Raw genomic sequence first — 16,340 nt, forward strand, 5'->3', positions numbered from 1 at the left:
GGCGTAAAATATGTATGCACCATATCCGGAAAATATGATGGAATCTATCAAAAAGGTAGAGGCTACAAGAGCACAGCGTATGGCAACAGAGCCAAGACGTCTGACAGCAGACGAAAAAGACGCTCTTTTGAAAAAATTCCATCCAGATTATAACCCAGACGCATTTGCTGAGATCAAAGTTGGACCGAACAAAGGTCAGAAAGCTCCTCTGGAGCTGGCTGATATGCTTCATTCCACAAGCCGCCTGATGACTGACAGCGTAGATCTTACAAAAGTAGACTACGATGTAGATGTACTTGTTATCGGTGGTGGTGGAGCAGGTTCTTCCTGTGCCATCGAAGCACATAACGCAGGCGCAAATGTTATGATCGTTACCAAACTGCGTATCGGTGATGCCAACACCATGATGGCTGAAGGCGGAATCCAGGCAGCAGATAAAGAAAATGACTCTCCGGTACAGCATTATCTGGACTGCTTCGGCGGCGGACATTTCGCAGCAAAACCGGAACTGGTAAAGAGACTGGTAATGGAAGCACCGGATGCGATCAAATGGCTGAACGAACTGGGTGTTGAATTTGATAAAGACGCTGATGGAAGAATGGTAACCACACACGGTGGCGGAACTTCCAGAAAGAGAATGCATGCTGCAAAGGACTATTCCGGAGCAGAGATCATGCGTACCCTGCGTGATGAAGTCATCAACCGTGCGATCCCGGTAGTTGAATTTACTTCCGCAGTAGAACTGATCAAAGATGAAAAAGGACAGGTTGCAGGTGCGGTTCTTCTGAATATGGAAACCGGTGATTACTCTGTTGCAAGAGCAAAAACTGTTGTTATTGCAACCGGTGGTGCAGGAAGAATGCACTATCAGGGATTCCCGACATCTAACCACTACGGTGCTACTGCCGATGGTCTGGTACTGGGATACCGTGCAGGTGCTTCCCTGTTATATCAGGATTCTATCCAGTATCATCCGACCGGAGCTATTTACCCGGCACAGATCCTTGGTGCACTGGTAACAGAAAAAGTTCGTTCCGTAGGTGCACAGCTGGTTAATGCAAATGGTGAAGCTTACATTCATCCGCTGGAAACCCGTGATGTCAATGCTTCCGGTGTTATCCGTGAGTGCAGAGAAGGCCGTGGCGTAGATGTTCCGGGCGGAGCAAAAGGTGTATGGCTGGATACTCCGATGATCGAGATCCTTGGTGGAGAAGGAACCATCGAAAAGAGAATCCCTGCCATGTTCCGTATGTACATGAACTATGGCATCGATATGAGAAAAGTTCCGATCCTGATCTACCCGACACTGCATTATCAGAACGGTGGTCTGGAAATCACCGGAGATGGATTTACCAAAGAAATCCCGAACCTGTTAGTCGCAGGTGAAGCAGCCGGCGGAATCCACGGAAGAAACCGACTGATGGGTAACTCTCTGCTGGATGTTATCGTATTCGGTAGAAACGCAGGTAAGAAAGCAGCTGAAAAATGCAAAGACGTAGAACTGGGCACCATGAACCTGGATCACGTAAAAGCATACGATGACGAGCTGAAAGCAGCAGGCGTTGAAACAGATCATGTTTCCCCGTTACTGCTTCCACATTATGCAAGACACGAAAGATAATCTGTAAATAAGTAAGTGAACGTACATCAGACGAGGGGGAACATAGGCGGACTCCTCGTCTGGTTACAGATAATCCAAAATTTACGAAAAAAGGAGTAGAGTGGAATGCGAGAGATAGACGTAAAGCAGATCACAGATGTAGTGGAAAAGCTTTGTATCGAAGCAAATGAGCATCTTCCGGAAGATGTAAAATGCGCGATCAAAAACTGCCGTGCCTGTGAAGACGGCGAGATTGCAAAAGGAGTTCTGGACAATATCATCGAGAACTTTGAGATCGCAGACAATGAATGTGTACCGATCTGTCAGGATACCGGTATGGCCTGCGTTTTCCTGGAAATCGGTCAGGACGTACATATGGTAGGCGGAGATCTGGCAGATGCTATCAATGAAGGAGTTCGCCGCGGATATGACAAAGGATATCTGAGAAAATCCGTAGTAAAAGATCCTGTTCGCCGTGGAAACACCGGTGACAATACACCGGCTATGATCTATACAGAGATCGTTCCGGGAGAAAATATCAAGATTACCGTAGGACCGAAAGGATTCGGAAGCGAAAACATGAGTGCGATCCGTATGTTCAAACCTTCTCACGGTCTGCAGGGAATCAAAGATTTCATTATCGAGACCGTAGAGACAGCAGGTCCCAACCCGTGCCCTCCGATGGTAGTCGGCGTTGGTATCGGCGGAACCTTCGATAAAGCAGCTCTGCTGGCAAAGAAAGCTCTGATGAGACCACTGGATTCCTCCAACCCGGATCCATTCTATGCGGATCTGGAAAAAGAGATGCTGGAAAAGATCAACGAACTGGGTATCGGACCACAGGGATTTGGCGGAAAGACAACAGCAATCGGACTGAATATCGAGACCATGCCTACCCACATCGCAGGTATGCCATGTGCCATCAATATCAACTGTCATGTAACCCGTCACAAAACGGAGGTGATCTAATATGGCTAAGAAGATAACACTGCCTCTTACAGAGGAACTGGCAAAAACACTTCACGCAGGAGATCAGGTACTGCTGACCGGTACGATCTATACCTCCCGTGATGCAGGACATAAAAGAATGTGCGAAGCACTGGCAAGAGGAGAAAAAATCCCGTTTGATCCAACCGATGCTACCATTTACTATGTAGGACCGACCCCTGCAAAACCAGGTCAGGTCATCGGATCTGCAGGACCGACTACCAGCGGTCGTATGGATGCATATGCACCGACGATGATGTCCGTAGGTGCCCGTGGAATGATTGGTAAGGGTGCCCGTCTTCCGGAAGTTGTGGAAGCAATGAAAAAATACAGCGGTGTATACTTTGGTGCCATCGGAGGAGCAGGCGCTCTTCTGGCAAAATGTATCAAAAAAGCAGAACTGATCGCATACGAAGATCTGGGAGCAGAAGCACTGCGTAAACTGTATGTAGAAGATATGCCGCTGGTTGTTATCATCGACAGTGAAGGAAACAACCTGTACGAAGAGGGAAGAGCGGAATATCTGAAAGGAAAAAAGAACTAATTAAATAACGCAAAAGAAATGGAGAAATACTACGATGGATATGGAAATGATTACTGACCTGATGGAAGCCGTGATGATTCTTTGCTTTGGACTGTCCTGGCCGATTTCCATCCGGAAATCATGGGTTTCCAGAACTGCGAAAGGAAAGAGCCTTTTCTTTGAGTGCTTTATCTGGATCGGTTATGTATTCGGTATCGCTCGCAAATTCATGCAACTCGGCATGGGCGTAGAGACCAGTTGGCTGTTTTATCTTGCATGGTTCTTCTATTTTCTAAATATAGCTGAAATTACGATCGACATACTTCTTTACTTTAGAAATGTAAAATTAGATAAAGAACGAGACGCAAAACAGGCATAAACAATGTAGACTGCTGTCGGAACACAGTATCAAAGTGTTCCGGCGGCAGTTTTTTTGCGCCCTTCCAGACTCCATCCGAAAAAATGCGACAAAAGTCAGAAAATGTCGTTAAAAATAAAACAGTTTCATGGGAATGAAGATTTTTATTTTAGTTGCAGAAAGATAAAATAATAGAAAAACAGGAACGCACAAAAGCGCAAAGGAGGAGAAAAAGTATGGGAGAATTAACACATAAAGCGACACGAGCCGCATTCGGGAAGGCGATTGAGCTGACCTTAAAACACGTGGAAAAAGACAGAGAAAAAGGGCTTTTACAGCTGGTAGATCTGACAGAAAAATTCATGGGAGATAATTTCCCATCAGAATCATATGAAGGAGCAAGAAACCTGATTCGGGATCCGGAGTCCAAGTGGATGCAGTATGTGAACCGTGCACTGGATGAGATCCATCCTAACGTGATCAAACAGACGGCATTGAATCTTGGTTTTGAAGCGGCATTTCATGGAACAAAAACGATCCGTGCGATGCGAGAGACATATCAGTGCAATATTCCGTGGCTGATTCTGATGGATCCGACCAGCGCCTGTAACCTGCATTGTACCGGCTGTTGGGCAGCAGAGTACGGTCACAAACTGAACCTATCCTACGAAGATCTGGACCGGATTATCACACAGGGAAAAGAACTGGGTATTTATTTCTATATGTATACCGGTGGCGAACCTCTGGTGCGGAAAGCGGATATCATTAAATTGTGTGAAAAACATTACGACTGTGAATTCCATGCATTTACCAACGGTACCCTGGTAGATGACGCCTTCTGTGAGGAGATGCAGCGGGTAGGAAACCTGTCTTTGTCGATCAGCCTGGAAGGTTTTGAGGAAGTCAACGACCTCAGAAGAGGAGTGGGTGTTTACGATAAAGTTATGGCAGCTATGGACAAATTAAAGAGCCACGGACTGATCTTCGGAACATCAATCTGTTATACAAGTAAAAATATCGAGACGGTAACCTCCGATGAATTCCTGGATATGATCATCGAAAAAGGATGTCGCTTCACCTGGTATTTCCATTATATGCCGGTTGGAAATGAAGCCGCTGTGGATCTGCTTCCGACCAAAGAACAGAGAGAATATATGTATCACAGAGTCCGTGAGATCCGTGGTGCGACCGGTGGAAAACCGATCTATGCGATGGATTTCCAGAACGATGGAGAATTCGTTGGCGGCTGCATCGCCGGAGGAAGAAACTACTGCCATATCAATGCGAATGGTGATGTGGAACCGTGTGTATTTATCCACTATTCTTCTGCCAACATTAAAGAAGTATCTCTGTTAGAGGCACTGAAACAGCCGTTATTTATGGCGTACCGGGATCATCAGCCATTTAATAACAATCACCTACGCCCATGTCCGATGCTGGAGAATCCGGAGATCCTGCAGGAGATGGTAGAACAGACCGGAGCAAAATCCACCGATCTGCAGTCCCCGGAGACTGTGGAACATCTCTGCGGAAAGTGTGCGGACTACGCCTGTCAGTGGAAAGAAACCGCAGATAAACTGTGGGAAGAGCACCCGTATGTTCACAAAGGCTACAGCAATTACAAGAAAAAATAAGTAAAAATTTCCATAGACGCTCTTTTTGTGTTAGAATAAGCCGAAAGGATAACACGGGGAGAGACGTCTATGGAACGAAAAGGAGAAGCAACGAAACATCAGCTGGCGGAAAGCTTTAAAGAACTGATGTTGAAAGGCTCATTTGATAAAATTACCATTCGGATGATAACAGAGCAGGCGGGAGTGATCCGGCCTACTTTTTATAACTATTTTCAGGACAAATATGAAGTGATGGAGTGGCTTCTGGATGAAGAAGTTTTTCAGCCGGTCTTTGCGATGCTGGAAGATGGAATGGAAAGAGAAGCCATCTATCTGCTGTTTCGCAGAATGGAGAAAGACCAGCCGTATTATCAGAAAGCATTCGAGGTGACCGGACAAAACGGATTCGAGGAGATCCTGTCCGGCAAGATCCGGCAGCTGATTGAAGATATGTTGAAGAATCACGAGATCAAGCTTCAGAAATTGGAGGGACTGAAAGACCTTCACATGTTCCTAGAGTTTCATACCCTGACGGTGGTGACCGGCCTGAAGTACTGGCTGACTAGCCGGGAAGTGAAACTGACTGCAGATGAAGCACTGGAGTTTTACCGTTTTCTGATGTCCCATCCGATCCTGGATGTGGTGGGACAGGTGGAAGATTATACGGAGCAGTAACGACATCGGGATGACGCAAAGACAGACAAAGGAGAACCGGTGTCCGGAGAAAATGTCTGGAAAGTATGGTGACAAAGATGGATGAATTACAATATCTGAAAAGGGACGGATTTCGTGGGGAGACAATGATCGTGCTGCCTACGGAATCCTTTCTGGACTATGTGGAGCACCCACTGGTAAAACGGCTGTATCTGACCGACGTGGGACTCTTTCCCCGTGCGGAACATCATTTCAGAGAACGAAAAGACGGAATCGAAGAATATATTTATATGTACTGTATGGAGGGGAGCGGAACGATCGAGGTGGATGGAGAAAAATATATGCTCCATGCAAACCAGGCCTTTTGCATTCCACGTTTTCGCGGCCATCGGTATTATGCCAGCGAAAAGGATCCGTGGAGCATTCTCTGGGTACACTTTAAGGGAACAGATACGGAATATTACCCACTGGAAGAATGCCGGCTGATTAATTTTAATTCACAGAATGCGACAAACCGGATGCAGTTTCTGTTTGAACTTTTGTTCCGGGTATTGGAGAGCAACTATACACTGGGTAATTTCATTTATATTTCCCAGGTGCTGGAGATGATTCTGTCGGAAACTTATTACAGAGAAAAACACAACACCACCCAGGAACAGAATAAACACGTAACCAACGTGATTCGATATATGTACAAGCATCTGCATGAAAATCTGACGCTGGAGCAGGTAGTAGAGGAGTTTGAGCTGTCAAAGAGCTATCTGAATGCTATCTTTCAGAAATATACCCAGCATGCGCCGATGGATTTTTTCATATCGCTAAAAATGAAACGGGCCTGCCAGCTGCTGCGGGCTTCGGATTGCTATATCTATGAAGTGGCACAGAGACTTGGCTATACGGATCAGTATTATTTTTCGAGAATATTCAAAAAAGTGGTGGGGATGTCACCGAAAGAATATAGAGAGAGCGACTGGATTCATTTTAAGGAATAATGAAAAAAGGAGACAGGATAAGAAAATCCCTGGAGAAAGAGGATTTTCTTATCCTGTTTTTATGTATATAACATGAAGATTCTCGTTCTGCAGATATTCAGAAAAGAATTTTATATTTACAGTAAGATAGTCCATCATTTACCTTGATAAGCCATTTCCATTTGAGATACCGCATTATACAATGTTCTCAGAAAATAAAAAGAATCCTCTGCACAGAGGAAAAAGATAGAGGACATAAGGAGGAGCCTATGGAAATCATGAAAGTAAGCATGTGGGAAGAGGACTATGTGATCCCTACCTACAAAGTGTACCCGCCTGAAAAAAATCCATTATTCATTGAAAAGCGTGCCTATCAGGGAAGCACGGGTAAAGTATATCCCTTGCCGGTTACAGAAAAGATCTCGGATACAAAAGAAGATGTGACATACAGAGCGGTTTTCCTGGAAAATGAATACCTGAAAGTGATGATCCTGCCGGAAATCGGTGGAAGGATTCAGAGAGCATACGACAAGACTAACGGTTATGATTTTGTGTATTATAATCATGTAATCAAACCGGCACTGGTAGGACTGACCGGACCGTGGATCTCGGGAGGCATCGAGTTTAACTGGCCCCAGCATCACCGCCCGTCGACTTATTCACCGGTAGACTACCGCCTGTCTGAGAATCCGGATGGCTCCTGCACGGTCTATGTGGGAGAAACGGATAAAATGTATGGAACCAAAGGAATGGCGGCGATTTCTCTGTACCCGGGAAAGGCTTATATTGAGATCAAAGGTCAGCTGTATAATCCGACAGATTTGCCACAGACTTTCCTGTGGTGGGCGAATCCGGCAGTTCCGGTGAATGACCATACCTATTCGGTATTTCCGCCGGATGTTAACGCTGTTATGGATCACGGAAAACGTGCGGTATCCACCTTCCCGATCGCAACGGGAGAATACTACAAGGCAGATTATTCCGCCGGTGTGGATATTTCCAGATATAAAAACGTAAAAGTGCCGACCTCTTATATGGCAGCCCATTCGGATTATAATTTTATCGGCAACTACGACGAAGGTGTGGAAGCAGGACTGCTTCATGTGGCAGACCATCATATCTCTCCGGGAAAGAAACAGTGGACCTGGGGAAACGGTGACTTCGGACGCAGCTGGGATCGGAACCTGACAGAGACAGATGGACCTTATATTGAACTGATGACCGGTGTATTTACCGACAACCAGCCGGATTTCACCTGGTTAAAACCGCAGGAAGAAAAGACTTTCGTACAGTACTTTATGCCGTATAAAGGTGTGGGAAGAGTGGGAAATGCCACAAAAGAAGCGGCAGTCAGCCTGACTGCACTGGAAGATGGAAAAGCAGTCTTAAAAGTATATACGACAGGTGTGCGTGAAAACAGTAAGATTACAGTAAAACGTAAAGGTGTAATGCTCTATGAGACCTGTACCGATCTGTCACCGGAGCAGTGCTTCGGGGCAGAATTCGCTGTCGGAGAGAATCTGGAAGATTGTGTTGTAACCGTGATGCAGGGTGCACAGATCCTGGTATCTTATAAAGTATATAAATCAAAGCTGGAACCGGTTCCCAAACCGGCGGATGCCATTCCGGCACCGGAGAAACTGAAGACAACAGAAGAGCTGTATCTGGCAGCCACCCATCTGGAACAATACCGTCATGCAACCAGAGAACCGGCAGACTATTATCTGCATGGCCTGGAGCTGGATGGTACGGATATCCGTCTGAATAACGGATACGGTCTGTTGCTGTACCGACGGGGAAGAATCAAAGAGAGTATCCGGTACTTCCGGCAGGCAGTGAAAAAACAGACCTGGAAGAATCCGAATCCTTACCAGGGAGAATGCTATTTTAACCTGGGACTGGCACTGGCAGCGGATGGTCAGGAAGAGAAAGCCTTTGATGCATTTTATAAGTCTACCTGGAGCGCAGAAACGCAGAGTGCAGGTTTCTTCTGGCTGGCAAGACTGGCCTGCCGGAGAGGAGATTACGAAGAAGCACTGGAATATGTAGAAAAATCATTGATCAGCAACTGGCACAATATGAATGGGCGTACGCTGAAGGCAGCACTGTTACGAAAACTGGGTGCAGATGCTTCCGCATTCGTGGCAGAATGTCTGGCGATCGATCCGTTATCTCAGGGATGTCTGTATGAACAGGCGATGGCAGAAGGATCCGAAGAGCTGTGGCTGAAAACCATGCGGACAGAAAGTCATAATTTCAAAGAACTGGCACAGGAATATATCGAAGCAGGGCTGTACGAAGACGCGATTCACATTCTGGAAGCCTGCCCGAAGAAAGATCCGATCTGCTGGTATACACTGGGATATATTTATACACAGAAGGAAGAAAACAAAAAGGCTACCGAAGCGTTTGAAAAAGGAGAGACAGCCTGCCCGGATTACTGCTTCCCGAACAGGGTAGAAGAGATCCGGATTCTGGAAACTGTGATTGCCGGCTTACCACAGGCACCTATGGCGCATTACTATCTTGGCAACCTGCTGTATGATAAAAAGCAGTATACCCAGGCAGCAGGACACTGGGAGAAAGCAACAGAAGAAAAGAAAGACCTGTCACCGGCATATCGAAATCTGGCGATCTTCTATTACAATAAAGAAAATGATCATGGGAAAGCGATGGATGTCATGGAGAAGGCATGCACGCTGGATACGGAATATCCACGAATCTGGCTGGAGTACGATCAGCTGGCAGCCCGTATGAATCTTCCGGTGATGAAACGTCTGGAAGTGATGGAATCACATCCGGCGGTTACGGCAGGAAGAGATGATCTGTATCTGCGTTATCTCACGCTGTTAAACGATGTGGGACGTTACCAGGAAGCACTGGATGGTCTTCGTTCCCGTCAGTTCCATCCGTGGGAAGGCGGGGAAGGAAAAGTAAGCACCCAGTACAAATATGCACTGATCCATCTGGCTATGGAAAAACTGGAAGAGAAAGAACCACAGGAAGCACTGGAACTTCTGGAAGGAACCCTTTCTTATCCGGAGAATCTGGGAGAAGGAAAGCTTCCGAACGTACCGGATAATGAAGCTCATTATTATATGGGACTTGCGTACCGTCAGCTTGGTGATACAAAGAAAGCGGAAGAATATTTCCGTCTGGCGGCATCCGGTCCGCAGGAGCCGGGAAGCGTGCTGTACTATAACGATCAGCCATCGGATTTTATCTATTATCAGGGACTGGCAAACCAGGAACTGGGTATGGATCACGCAGCGAAGAAATCTTTCCATCAGTTACAGACGTTTGGGGAACAGCATCTGTTTGATCTGGTAGAGTACGATTACTTTGCAGTATCTCTTCCGGAGATCGAAGTCTTCCAGGAAGATCTTACACTGCGCAATGTACAGTACTGCAATTATCTGCGGGCACTTGGTCATCTGGGACTGGGTGAGAAAGAAAAAGCAGAGGGACTGCTGACACAGATTCTGGAAAAACAGGGGGATTATCAGGGAGCACTGGCACAGAAAAGATAAAGGAGAAGAGGGCTTATGGAATATTTGTCATTGGCTGGAAAATGGGAAGCAAAACTAAAAGATGGAAGCACTTATCCGATGCAGATACCGGGTACACTGGACGAAAACCAGATTGGGGGGAAAGATCTGGGAGCAAATCAGTGGCATCCGGATGCAGATCTTGGAAATGCTGAGAAAGGCTTTGATCCGGATGCACCGATTGCAACCCGTTATACAAGAAAATATACCTATGAGGGAGAAGCGGGTATCAGCAGAAATGCCTCGTATATTCCGGAAGAAGAAAAAAGGGTATTTCTGGAAGTGGAGAGAGCAAGATGCCTGAAACTGGAGATTGATGGAAAAGAAGTTCCGGATTATGTGGAACCATCTATCAGTACCCCGCATATTTTTGAGGTGACAGATCTGTTGGACGGGGAGCACCGGATCACACTGCGTTCCGATAACAGTTATCCAGGACTGCCCCATGACGCGATCGTGTTTTCTTCCGCGGCAACCGATGAGACGCAGACTAACTGGAACGGATTGCTGGGGTATGTACGGCTGAGAACAGAAAGGGAAGTGTTCCTGTCTGCAGTAAGAGTCTATCCGGAAAAAGACAGAGTTCATGTCCAGGTTATCATAGATGGAAGTGTTCCAGTCAAAGGTATTCTTAGAATCCAGTCTGCGGCACTGGAGAAAGCAGCGGAACAGGAAGTAAATGTGCCTGCCGGAATACACACGATCTGGCTGAGAGATCTGAAACTGAAAGCAGATGTGAAAAAATGGGACGAAGGGGAAGGCAATCTGTATGAACTGACCGCAGAGCTCCGGGACGGTGACTGCAAAACGGTAACATTCGGTGTCCGTGACTTCGGAGATGACGGAAAAGGCCATCTGGCACTGAACGGCAAAAGAATCTTCCTTCGCAGTGAGGCCAACTGCTGTGAGTTCCCGGAGACCGGTCATCCGCCGATGACGGTCGAAGAATGGGATAAGATTCTGCATCTGTATCAGTCTTATGGTGTAAACTGTATGCGCTTTCATTCTCACATTCCACCGGAAGCAGCATTTATCGCAGCGGACCAGATGGGAATGCTGATGCAGCCGGAACTTTCTCACTGGAATCCGAAGAATGCGTTTGAGGCGGAGGACAGCTATGCTTATTACCAGAAGGAACTGAAACAGACCATCCTCTGGCTGGCAAATCATCCATCTTTTGTGATGATGACCTTTGGCAACGAATTGTGGACCGGAGATCTTGGACGGCAGCGGATGGATGCCATGATAGAACTGGCACATAGTCTGGATCTTACCCGTATGTATGCCAATGGATCAAATGCATATTACGGAACGATCGGGTGTGATGCGAAAAGTGATTTCTATACATCACAGAAATATTTTACGGATGATCTGAGGGGAACTTTTGCAGCTATGCCGGGAGATAAGAGAATCCAGGGCTATATTAATAACCGCTATCCGTCAGCAGCTGTGAACTATGATGAGAGCATGAAGCATCTGCGGGAAACGTATGCAAAACCGGTTTTCAGTTTTGAAGTGGGACAGTTTGAGGTGCTGCCGGACTTTGATGAGCTGGAAGAGTTTCATGGAATCTCCGACCCGGCCAACCTGCGGCTGATTCAGGAAAAGGCAGAAAAACTGGGACTTATGAAACAGTGGAAAAGATATGTGGAAGCTACCGGAGAGATCTCAAGGATCGGATACCGAGAAGAGGTGGAAGCGGCGATGCGGACAGAAGATATGTCCGGAATCTCACTTCTCGGTCTGCAGGATTTTCCGGGACAGGGTACCGCACTGGTAGGTATGATCAATTCCCATATGGAATCGAAACCATTTGACTTCGCAAAACCGGAGCATTTTGCTTCATTCTTCCGGGCACAGCTTCCACTTGTGGCACTTCCGAAATATACATATGAAGTGGGAGAAACGCTGGAAGCAGAAGCACGGATCGCGAATTATGGAAAAGAGGATCTGACCGGACCGGTTACTTATTGTCTGGAAGGAGCGGATGTGAAACAGTGTGGAGAACTTTCGGCAGTTACGTGTCCGGCAGGAGGAATCACAGCAGCTGGAAAGATCCGTATCGCTCTGGATCAGATAGCACAGGCTGTGCGACTGGATCTTACCGTAGAACAAGCCGGTATCTGCAATCGGTATCCGATCTGGGTATATCCGGCGGTCAGACCGGTCTGCCCGGCTGGAGTATATGAGACCGGAGTACTGGATGAGAAAGCAGTTCAGGTTCTGCAGGAAGGTGGAAAGGTGTACCTGTCACCGGATGCAGACAAAGGACATCTGCCATCGTCGATCCAGACACAGTTTACTACGGATTTCTGGTCGGTCGGTACATTTGCCGCACAGGAAGGTGGCATGGGACAGCTGATCGATGTCAGTCATCCGATCTTTAAGAATTTTCCGACGGAATTTCACACAAACTGGCAGTGGTGGCCGATGGCTTCCCAGAGAGCGATCATATTCCCGCATCCGGTAAAAGCGATCGTGACGGAGATGGACAGCTATGCCTATATGCGTCCGATGGCCCAGCTGGCAGAATTCCGGTGCGGTGGTGGAAAGTTGATCGTATCATCTATGGGACTGCAGAATCTGCAGGAATATCCGGAGGGCAGAGCACTGTTGGATGCTATTTACCAGTACATGACTACGGAAGAATTCAGTCCGGAAGAAGAGATTACTGTGAAAGAAATCCAGGAGCTTGTAAAGTAAAAACCAGATAAAGAAAAATACACGAAAACATGCAAGAGAGGAAAATAGTCCATCAAAATAATAGATATAGCATTTTGTTTTTATAGCAGAAATATTATACTATAGTTACAAAAAACAAATGGTCGACCGAACAAACAGGGTGAAAATGCACAAGAAAAAGGTGTGTACGGAGAGTTGGAAAGAAAAGGAGAAGCGTATGAAGAGAAAAGTATTAGCACTGGCACTGGCAGCGATTATGGTAGTTCCATCCATCAGTGGATGTGGCGGCAGTACATCGGAAAGCGGATCAACAGATACAGGAAGCAAAACAGAAGAGAGTGCATCTACAAAGAGTAGTGGAGATGGTGAAGAGATCACACTGACTATTTGGGATTGGGATGAAGCACATCTGACCCATATGACAGAGTGGTATCATGAGAAGCATCCAAATATTAATTTTGATACACTGGTAGTTTCTACGGCTGATTATATGCAGAAACTGCAGAGTGCACTGGCAAGCGGAAGCGGTGTGCCGGACATTATTCTCAGTGAGATGAGTTATCGCGGAAAAAGTATGGGATCTCGGTATCACAGAAGATCTGTCCAAGGATCCATACAATGTAAAGAAAGAAGATATGTTTGATTTTGCTACTTCCCTTGGTTCCGGACCAAACGGAGAACTGTACGGTGTAGAACAGCAGATCTGCCCGAGTGGTTTTGCATATCGTCGTGATCTTGCAAAAGAATATCTGGGAACCGATGATCCGGATGAGATCGCGGATATGATCTCTGACTGGGATAAGATGTTTGATGTGGCAACACAGGTAAAAGAAAAGAGTGACGGAAAGGTAACGGCTCTGCCGGGTATCAGCGCATTATTCCAGAATATTCTGTGTACACAGACCGTAAGCGATTATATTGATGGAAATAAGATCGACCTTACAGATCGTTATACAAAAGCTCTGGATATCGCAACAAAATTCAACCAGGCAGGCGTTCTTGGAAAACAGGAAGTAAACACACCGGCATACAACTCCAGCTTCGCGGCAGGAGAAGTTATCTTCTATCCATGTGCACCGTGGTCTGCAAAATGGGAAGAAGCAACCAATGATCCGGATGGAACAGGAAACTGGGGGCTGACAAAAGCACCGGAAAACGGATTTACCTATGGTGGAACATCTGTAAGTATCTATTCCGGAAGCGAACATAAAGATGCAGCATGGGATTATGTTCAGGATGTATACTGCACCGGTGACGGCGTGAAAGAAGCTTATGAACAGTTTGGCTTTATGACAGGATTCACAGCGCCATACGAGGATGAGAATTCTTATTTCTTCACAGAAGAAGGACAGTACGATGAGTTCTTCGGTGGACAGAAACTGGCAGATTACTTTATCAACGATATCGCGATCAACACCGTAGGACAGGTACAGACCAAAAACGAAGCAAATGTAAAATCTGCTATTGGAAATACCGTATCTCAGATGGCAGCGAATCCGTCTATGACAACAGATGAAGCGATGGAGATCTTAAAAACTGAAGTACTGACATTAATTCCTGAGGCAGAAATCAAATAGAACAGTTGAAAAGGATACAGGCTGCCGGTTGTTCCGGCAGCCTGTCTTACTATTAAAAACATGGAGGATCATACTATGGGTAAGAAAAATAAATGGCCGTATTTGTTTTGCCTTCCGTTTATTGCAGCATACGCATTGTTCAGTTTATATCCGATGCTTTATTCGCTGCAGTTGAGCTTCTTTGACTGGAACGGAATCGGCACGAAAACTTTTGTTGGTTTACAGAACTATATCACATTATTTACAAAAGATCCGCTTTTCTGGAAAGCATTAAAAAACACAGTGATCCTGATGGCTTTCTCTACGCCGATCACTGTATTTCTGGGACTGGTAGTGGCTTATCTACTGTTTGATATCAGCAGAGGAAAACGTCTGTATCAGACCGTAAACTTTTTCCCGTATATCACAACTCCGGTAGCAATCGGTTTTATTTTTTCCTATCTGTTTGACTGGCAGTCCGGATATGCGAATAAACTGCTGACATCCATCGGAATATTGGATGAGCCGTTTTACTGGCTGAACAGCGAGACTGCTTCCAAAGTGATCATTGTGATCATGATCGTATGGCGTTATCTTGGTTATTATATGACGATCTATCTTGCAGCGATGACATCCATGCCGATGGAGGTATACGAGGCGGCGGCTGTGGATGGCGCTTCCAATCTGAAAATCTTTACAAGAATCACGATTCCGATGCTGCGGCATACCACAGTATTTCTGGTTATCACTTCCATGATCGGCGGTCTGCAGATGTTTGAAGAACCGAAGCTGTTATTCAGCGGCTGGGCAGCACTTGGCGGCGCACAGACCGGAGGTCCCGGTAATACAGCGCTGACTGTTGTATGGAAATTCTACAATGATGCATTCAATCTGGATTCCAAGCTTGGATACGGATCTGCAATTGCCTACTCGTTATTTATGATTATTATGCTGTTTTCTATTATTGGATTTAAGATTACAGGGAGAGGAGAGAAAGAATCATGAAAAAAGCAAAAAAAAGAGCGGCTGCTGTAATAAAGCAGATTATTTTGATCGTGATGACACTGATCATGTTCTTTCCACTGTATATCGTATTTGTTATGGGAACGTATTATAGCGAGGATATTTTCAAAGGCCTTCCTATATTACCCAGCGATTATTTTCTTGCCAACCTGAAACTGGTAATTTCCAAAGGATATTTCAGTGCATATTTTAATTCCATTACGGTATCCGTAGTATCTGTAATTCTGAGTGTACTGGTATCTACCATGATCGGTTTTGCACTTGCAAAATACAATTTCAAAGGTAAAAAATTTATTTTCGCTTTTGTTATGGCAATCATGATGATTCCGGGACAGATCTCCATGATCGGTTATATGCTGGAGATGAGAAAATTAAACCTGATCAATACCTTACTGCCATTGATTTTCACCTGGGCAGCACACCCTTTGGGAGCATTTCTGATGATGCAGTTTATCAGTGACGGTATTCCGGATGAATTACTGGAGTCCGCCAGACTGGATGGCTGCTCAGAACCCGGGATTTTCTTTAAGATTGTTATCCCATGTATCAAATCTGGTTTTGTAACACTGGCTACGCTGGTATTCCTGTGGTCCTGGAACAACTATGTATTACCATTGATTTTGATCAATAAGCAGGAACTGTTTACCATTCCGTTGATGGTAAATAACCTGTCCAATGCGTTCCGAAGTGATTACGGAGCGATCATGTGTGCCCTTGGTCTGTCGGTACTTCCGATGATCGTGATCTTCAGTCTGTGTTCCAGAACGTTTATTCAGGGAATCGCAGCAGGAGCTGTGAAGGGCTGACTTCTTTTGAGAAAGAATC

General features: G+C 45.9%; 13 protein-coding genes. All 13 read left to right on the forward strand.

Annotated elements, in window-relative coordinates; translation table 11 throughout:
• The first annotated feature begins 10 nt into the window (after window positions 1–10).
• On the forward strand, window positions 11–1,621 hold the full coding sequence (locus ETP43_RS01145; RefSeq protein ID WP_129256844.1) for an FAD-dependent oxidoreductase: 1,611 nt from the start codon (window positions 11–13) through the stop codon (window positions 1,619–1,621).
• A 105-nt stretch (window positions 1,622–1,726) separates the two neighbouring features.
• On the forward strand, window positions 1,727–2,569 hold the full coding sequence (locus tag ETP43_RS01150) for a fumarate hydratase (protein WP_022172900.1): 843 nt from the start codon (window positions 1,727–1,729) through the stop codon (window positions 2,567–2,569).
• A gap of 1 nt (window position 2,570) precedes the next feature.
• On the forward strand, window positions 2,571–3,131 hold the full coding sequence (locus tag ETP43_RS01155; RefSeq protein WP_118576846.1) for a Fe-S-containing hydro-lyase: 561 nt from the start codon (window positions 2,571–2,573) through the stop codon (window positions 3,129–3,131).
• A gap of 34 nt (window positions 3,132–3,165) precedes the next feature.
• Window positions 3,166–3,489, forward strand: coding sequence for a hypothetical protein (locus ETP43_RS01160; protein ID WP_022172902.1), 324 nt, complete (start codon window positions 3,166–3,168; stop codon window positions 3,487–3,489).
• Between the two features lie 215 nt (window positions 3,490–3,704).
• Window positions 3,705–5,102, forward strand: a complete 1,398-nt coding sequence (locus tag ETP43_RS01165) for a radical SAM protein (RefSeq protein ID WP_129256845.1) — start codon at window positions 3,705–3,707, stop codon at window positions 5,100–5,102.
• Window positions 5,103–5,171: 69 nt separating this feature from the next.
• Window positions 5,172–5,756, forward strand: a complete 585-nt coding sequence (locus ETP43_RS01170) for a TetR family transcriptional regulator (RefSeq protein WP_129256846.1) — start codon at window positions 5,172–5,174, stop codon at window positions 5,754–5,756.
• Window positions 5,757–5,821: 65 nt separating this feature from the next.
• Window positions 5,822–6,727, forward strand: a complete 906-nt coding sequence (locus ETP43_RS01175; protein WP_243114146.1) for an AraC family transcriptional regulator — start codon at window positions 5,822–5,824, stop codon at window positions 6,725–6,727.
• A gap of 248 nt (window positions 6,728–6,975) precedes the next feature.
• Window positions 6,976–10,236: a DUF5107 domain-containing protein gene (locus ETP43_RS01180; RefSeq protein ID WP_129256847.1), complete on the forward strand. Its 3,261-nt coding sequence runs from the start codon at window positions 6,976–6,978 to the stop codon at window positions 10,234–10,236.
• Between the two features lie 15 nt (window positions 10,237–10,251).
• The gene (locus ETP43_RS01185; protein WP_129256848.1) at window positions 10,252–12,957 is read left to right on the forward strand and encodes a glycoside hydrolase family 2 TIM barrel-domain containing protein; all 2,706 of its coding nucleotides are present in this window, start codon (window positions 10,252–10,254) and stop codon (window positions 12,955–12,957) included.
• 196 nt (window positions 12,958–13,153) lie between these two features.
• Entirely contained in the window at window positions 13,154–13,579 is a 426-nt protein-coding gene (locus ETP43_RS17870) for a type 2 periplasmic-binding domain-containing protein (RefSeq protein ID WP_164979556.1), read from the forward strand.
• The gene (locus ETP43_RS01195; RefSeq protein ID WP_164979557.1) at window positions 13,572–14,513 is read left to right on the forward strand and encodes a type 2 periplasmic-binding domain-containing protein; all 942 of its coding nucleotides are present in this window, start codon (window positions 13,572–13,574) and stop codon (window positions 14,511–14,513) included. Before ETP43_RS17870 ends, ETP43_RS01195 begins: the two co-directional genes overlap by 8 nt.
• A gap of 75 nt (window positions 14,514–14,588) precedes the next feature.
• Window positions 14,589–15,497: a carbohydrate ABC transporter permease gene (locus tag ETP43_RS01200; RefSeq protein ID WP_243114147.1), complete on the forward strand. Its 909-nt coding sequence runs from the start codon at window positions 14,589–14,591 to the stop codon at window positions 15,495–15,497.
• The gene (locus ETP43_RS01205; protein WP_129256851.1) at window positions 15,494–16,321 is read left to right on the forward strand and encodes a carbohydrate ABC transporter permease; all 828 of its coding nucleotides are present in this window, start codon (window positions 15,494–15,496) and stop codon (window positions 16,319–16,321) included. Before ETP43_RS01200 ends, ETP43_RS01205 begins: the two co-directional genes overlap by 4 nt.
• Window positions 16,322–16,340 lie beyond the last annotated feature (19 nt).

The sequence above is a fragment of the Blautia faecicola genome, assembly GCF_004123145.1.
In the GTDB taxonomy this organism is placed as follows: Bacteria; Bacillota; Clostridia; order Lachnospirales; family Lachnospiraceae; genus Oliverpabstia; species Oliverpabstia faecicola.

Bases quoted from the DNA above. Each gene is read 5' to 3' on its own strand.
- ETP43_RS01155 (WP_118576846.1), top strand. From the start codon at position 2,571: ATGGCTAAGAAGATAACACTGCCTCTTACAGAGGAACTGGCAAAAACA.
- ETP43_RS17870 (WP_164979556.1), top strand. From the start codon at position 13,154: ATGAAGAGAAAAGTATTAGCACTGGCACTGGCAGCGATTATGGTAGTT.
- ETP43_RS01185 (WP_129256848.1), top strand. From the start codon at position 10,252: ATGGAATATTTGTCATTGGCTGGAAAATGGGAAGCAAAACTAAAAGAT.
- ETP43_RS01170 (WP_129256846.1), top strand. From the start codon at position 5,172: ATGGAACGAAAAGGAGAAGCAACGAAACATCAGCTGGCGGAAAGCTTT.
- ETP43_RS01165 (WP_129256845.1), top strand. From the start codon at position 3,705: ATGGGAGAATTAACACATAAAGCGACACGAGCCGCATTCGGGAAGGCG.
- ETP43_RS01200 (WP_243114147.1), top strand. From the start codon at position 14,589: ATGGGTAAGAAAAATAAATGGCCGTATTTGTTTTGCCTTCCGTTTATT.
- ETP43_RS01150 (WP_022172900.1), top strand. From the start codon at position 1,727: ATGCGAGAGATAGACGTAAAGCAGATCACAGATGTAGTGGAAAAGCTT.
- ETP43_RS01145 (WP_129256844.1), top strand. From the start codon at position 11: ATGTATGCACCATATCCGGAAAATATGATGGAATCTATCAAAAAGGTA.
- ETP43_RS01175 (WP_243114146.1), top strand. From the start codon at position 5,822: ATGGTGACAAAGATGGATGAATTACAATATCTGAAAAGGGACGGATTT.
- ETP43_RS01160 (WP_022172902.1), top strand. From the start codon at position 3,166: ATGGATATGGAAATGATTACTGACCTGATGGAAGCCGTGATGATTCTT.
- ETP43_RS01180 (WP_129256847.1), top strand. From the start codon at position 6,976: ATGGAAATCATGAAAGTAAGCATGTGGGAAGAGGACTATGTGATCCCT.
- ETP43_RS01195 (WP_164979557.1), top strand. From the start codon at position 13,572: ATGTTTGATTTTGCTACTTCCCTTGGTTCCGGACCAAACGGAGAACTG.
- ETP43_RS01205 (WP_129256851.1), top strand. From the start codon at position 15,494: ATGAAAAAAGCAAAAAAAAGAGCGGCTGCTGTAATAAAGCAGATTATT.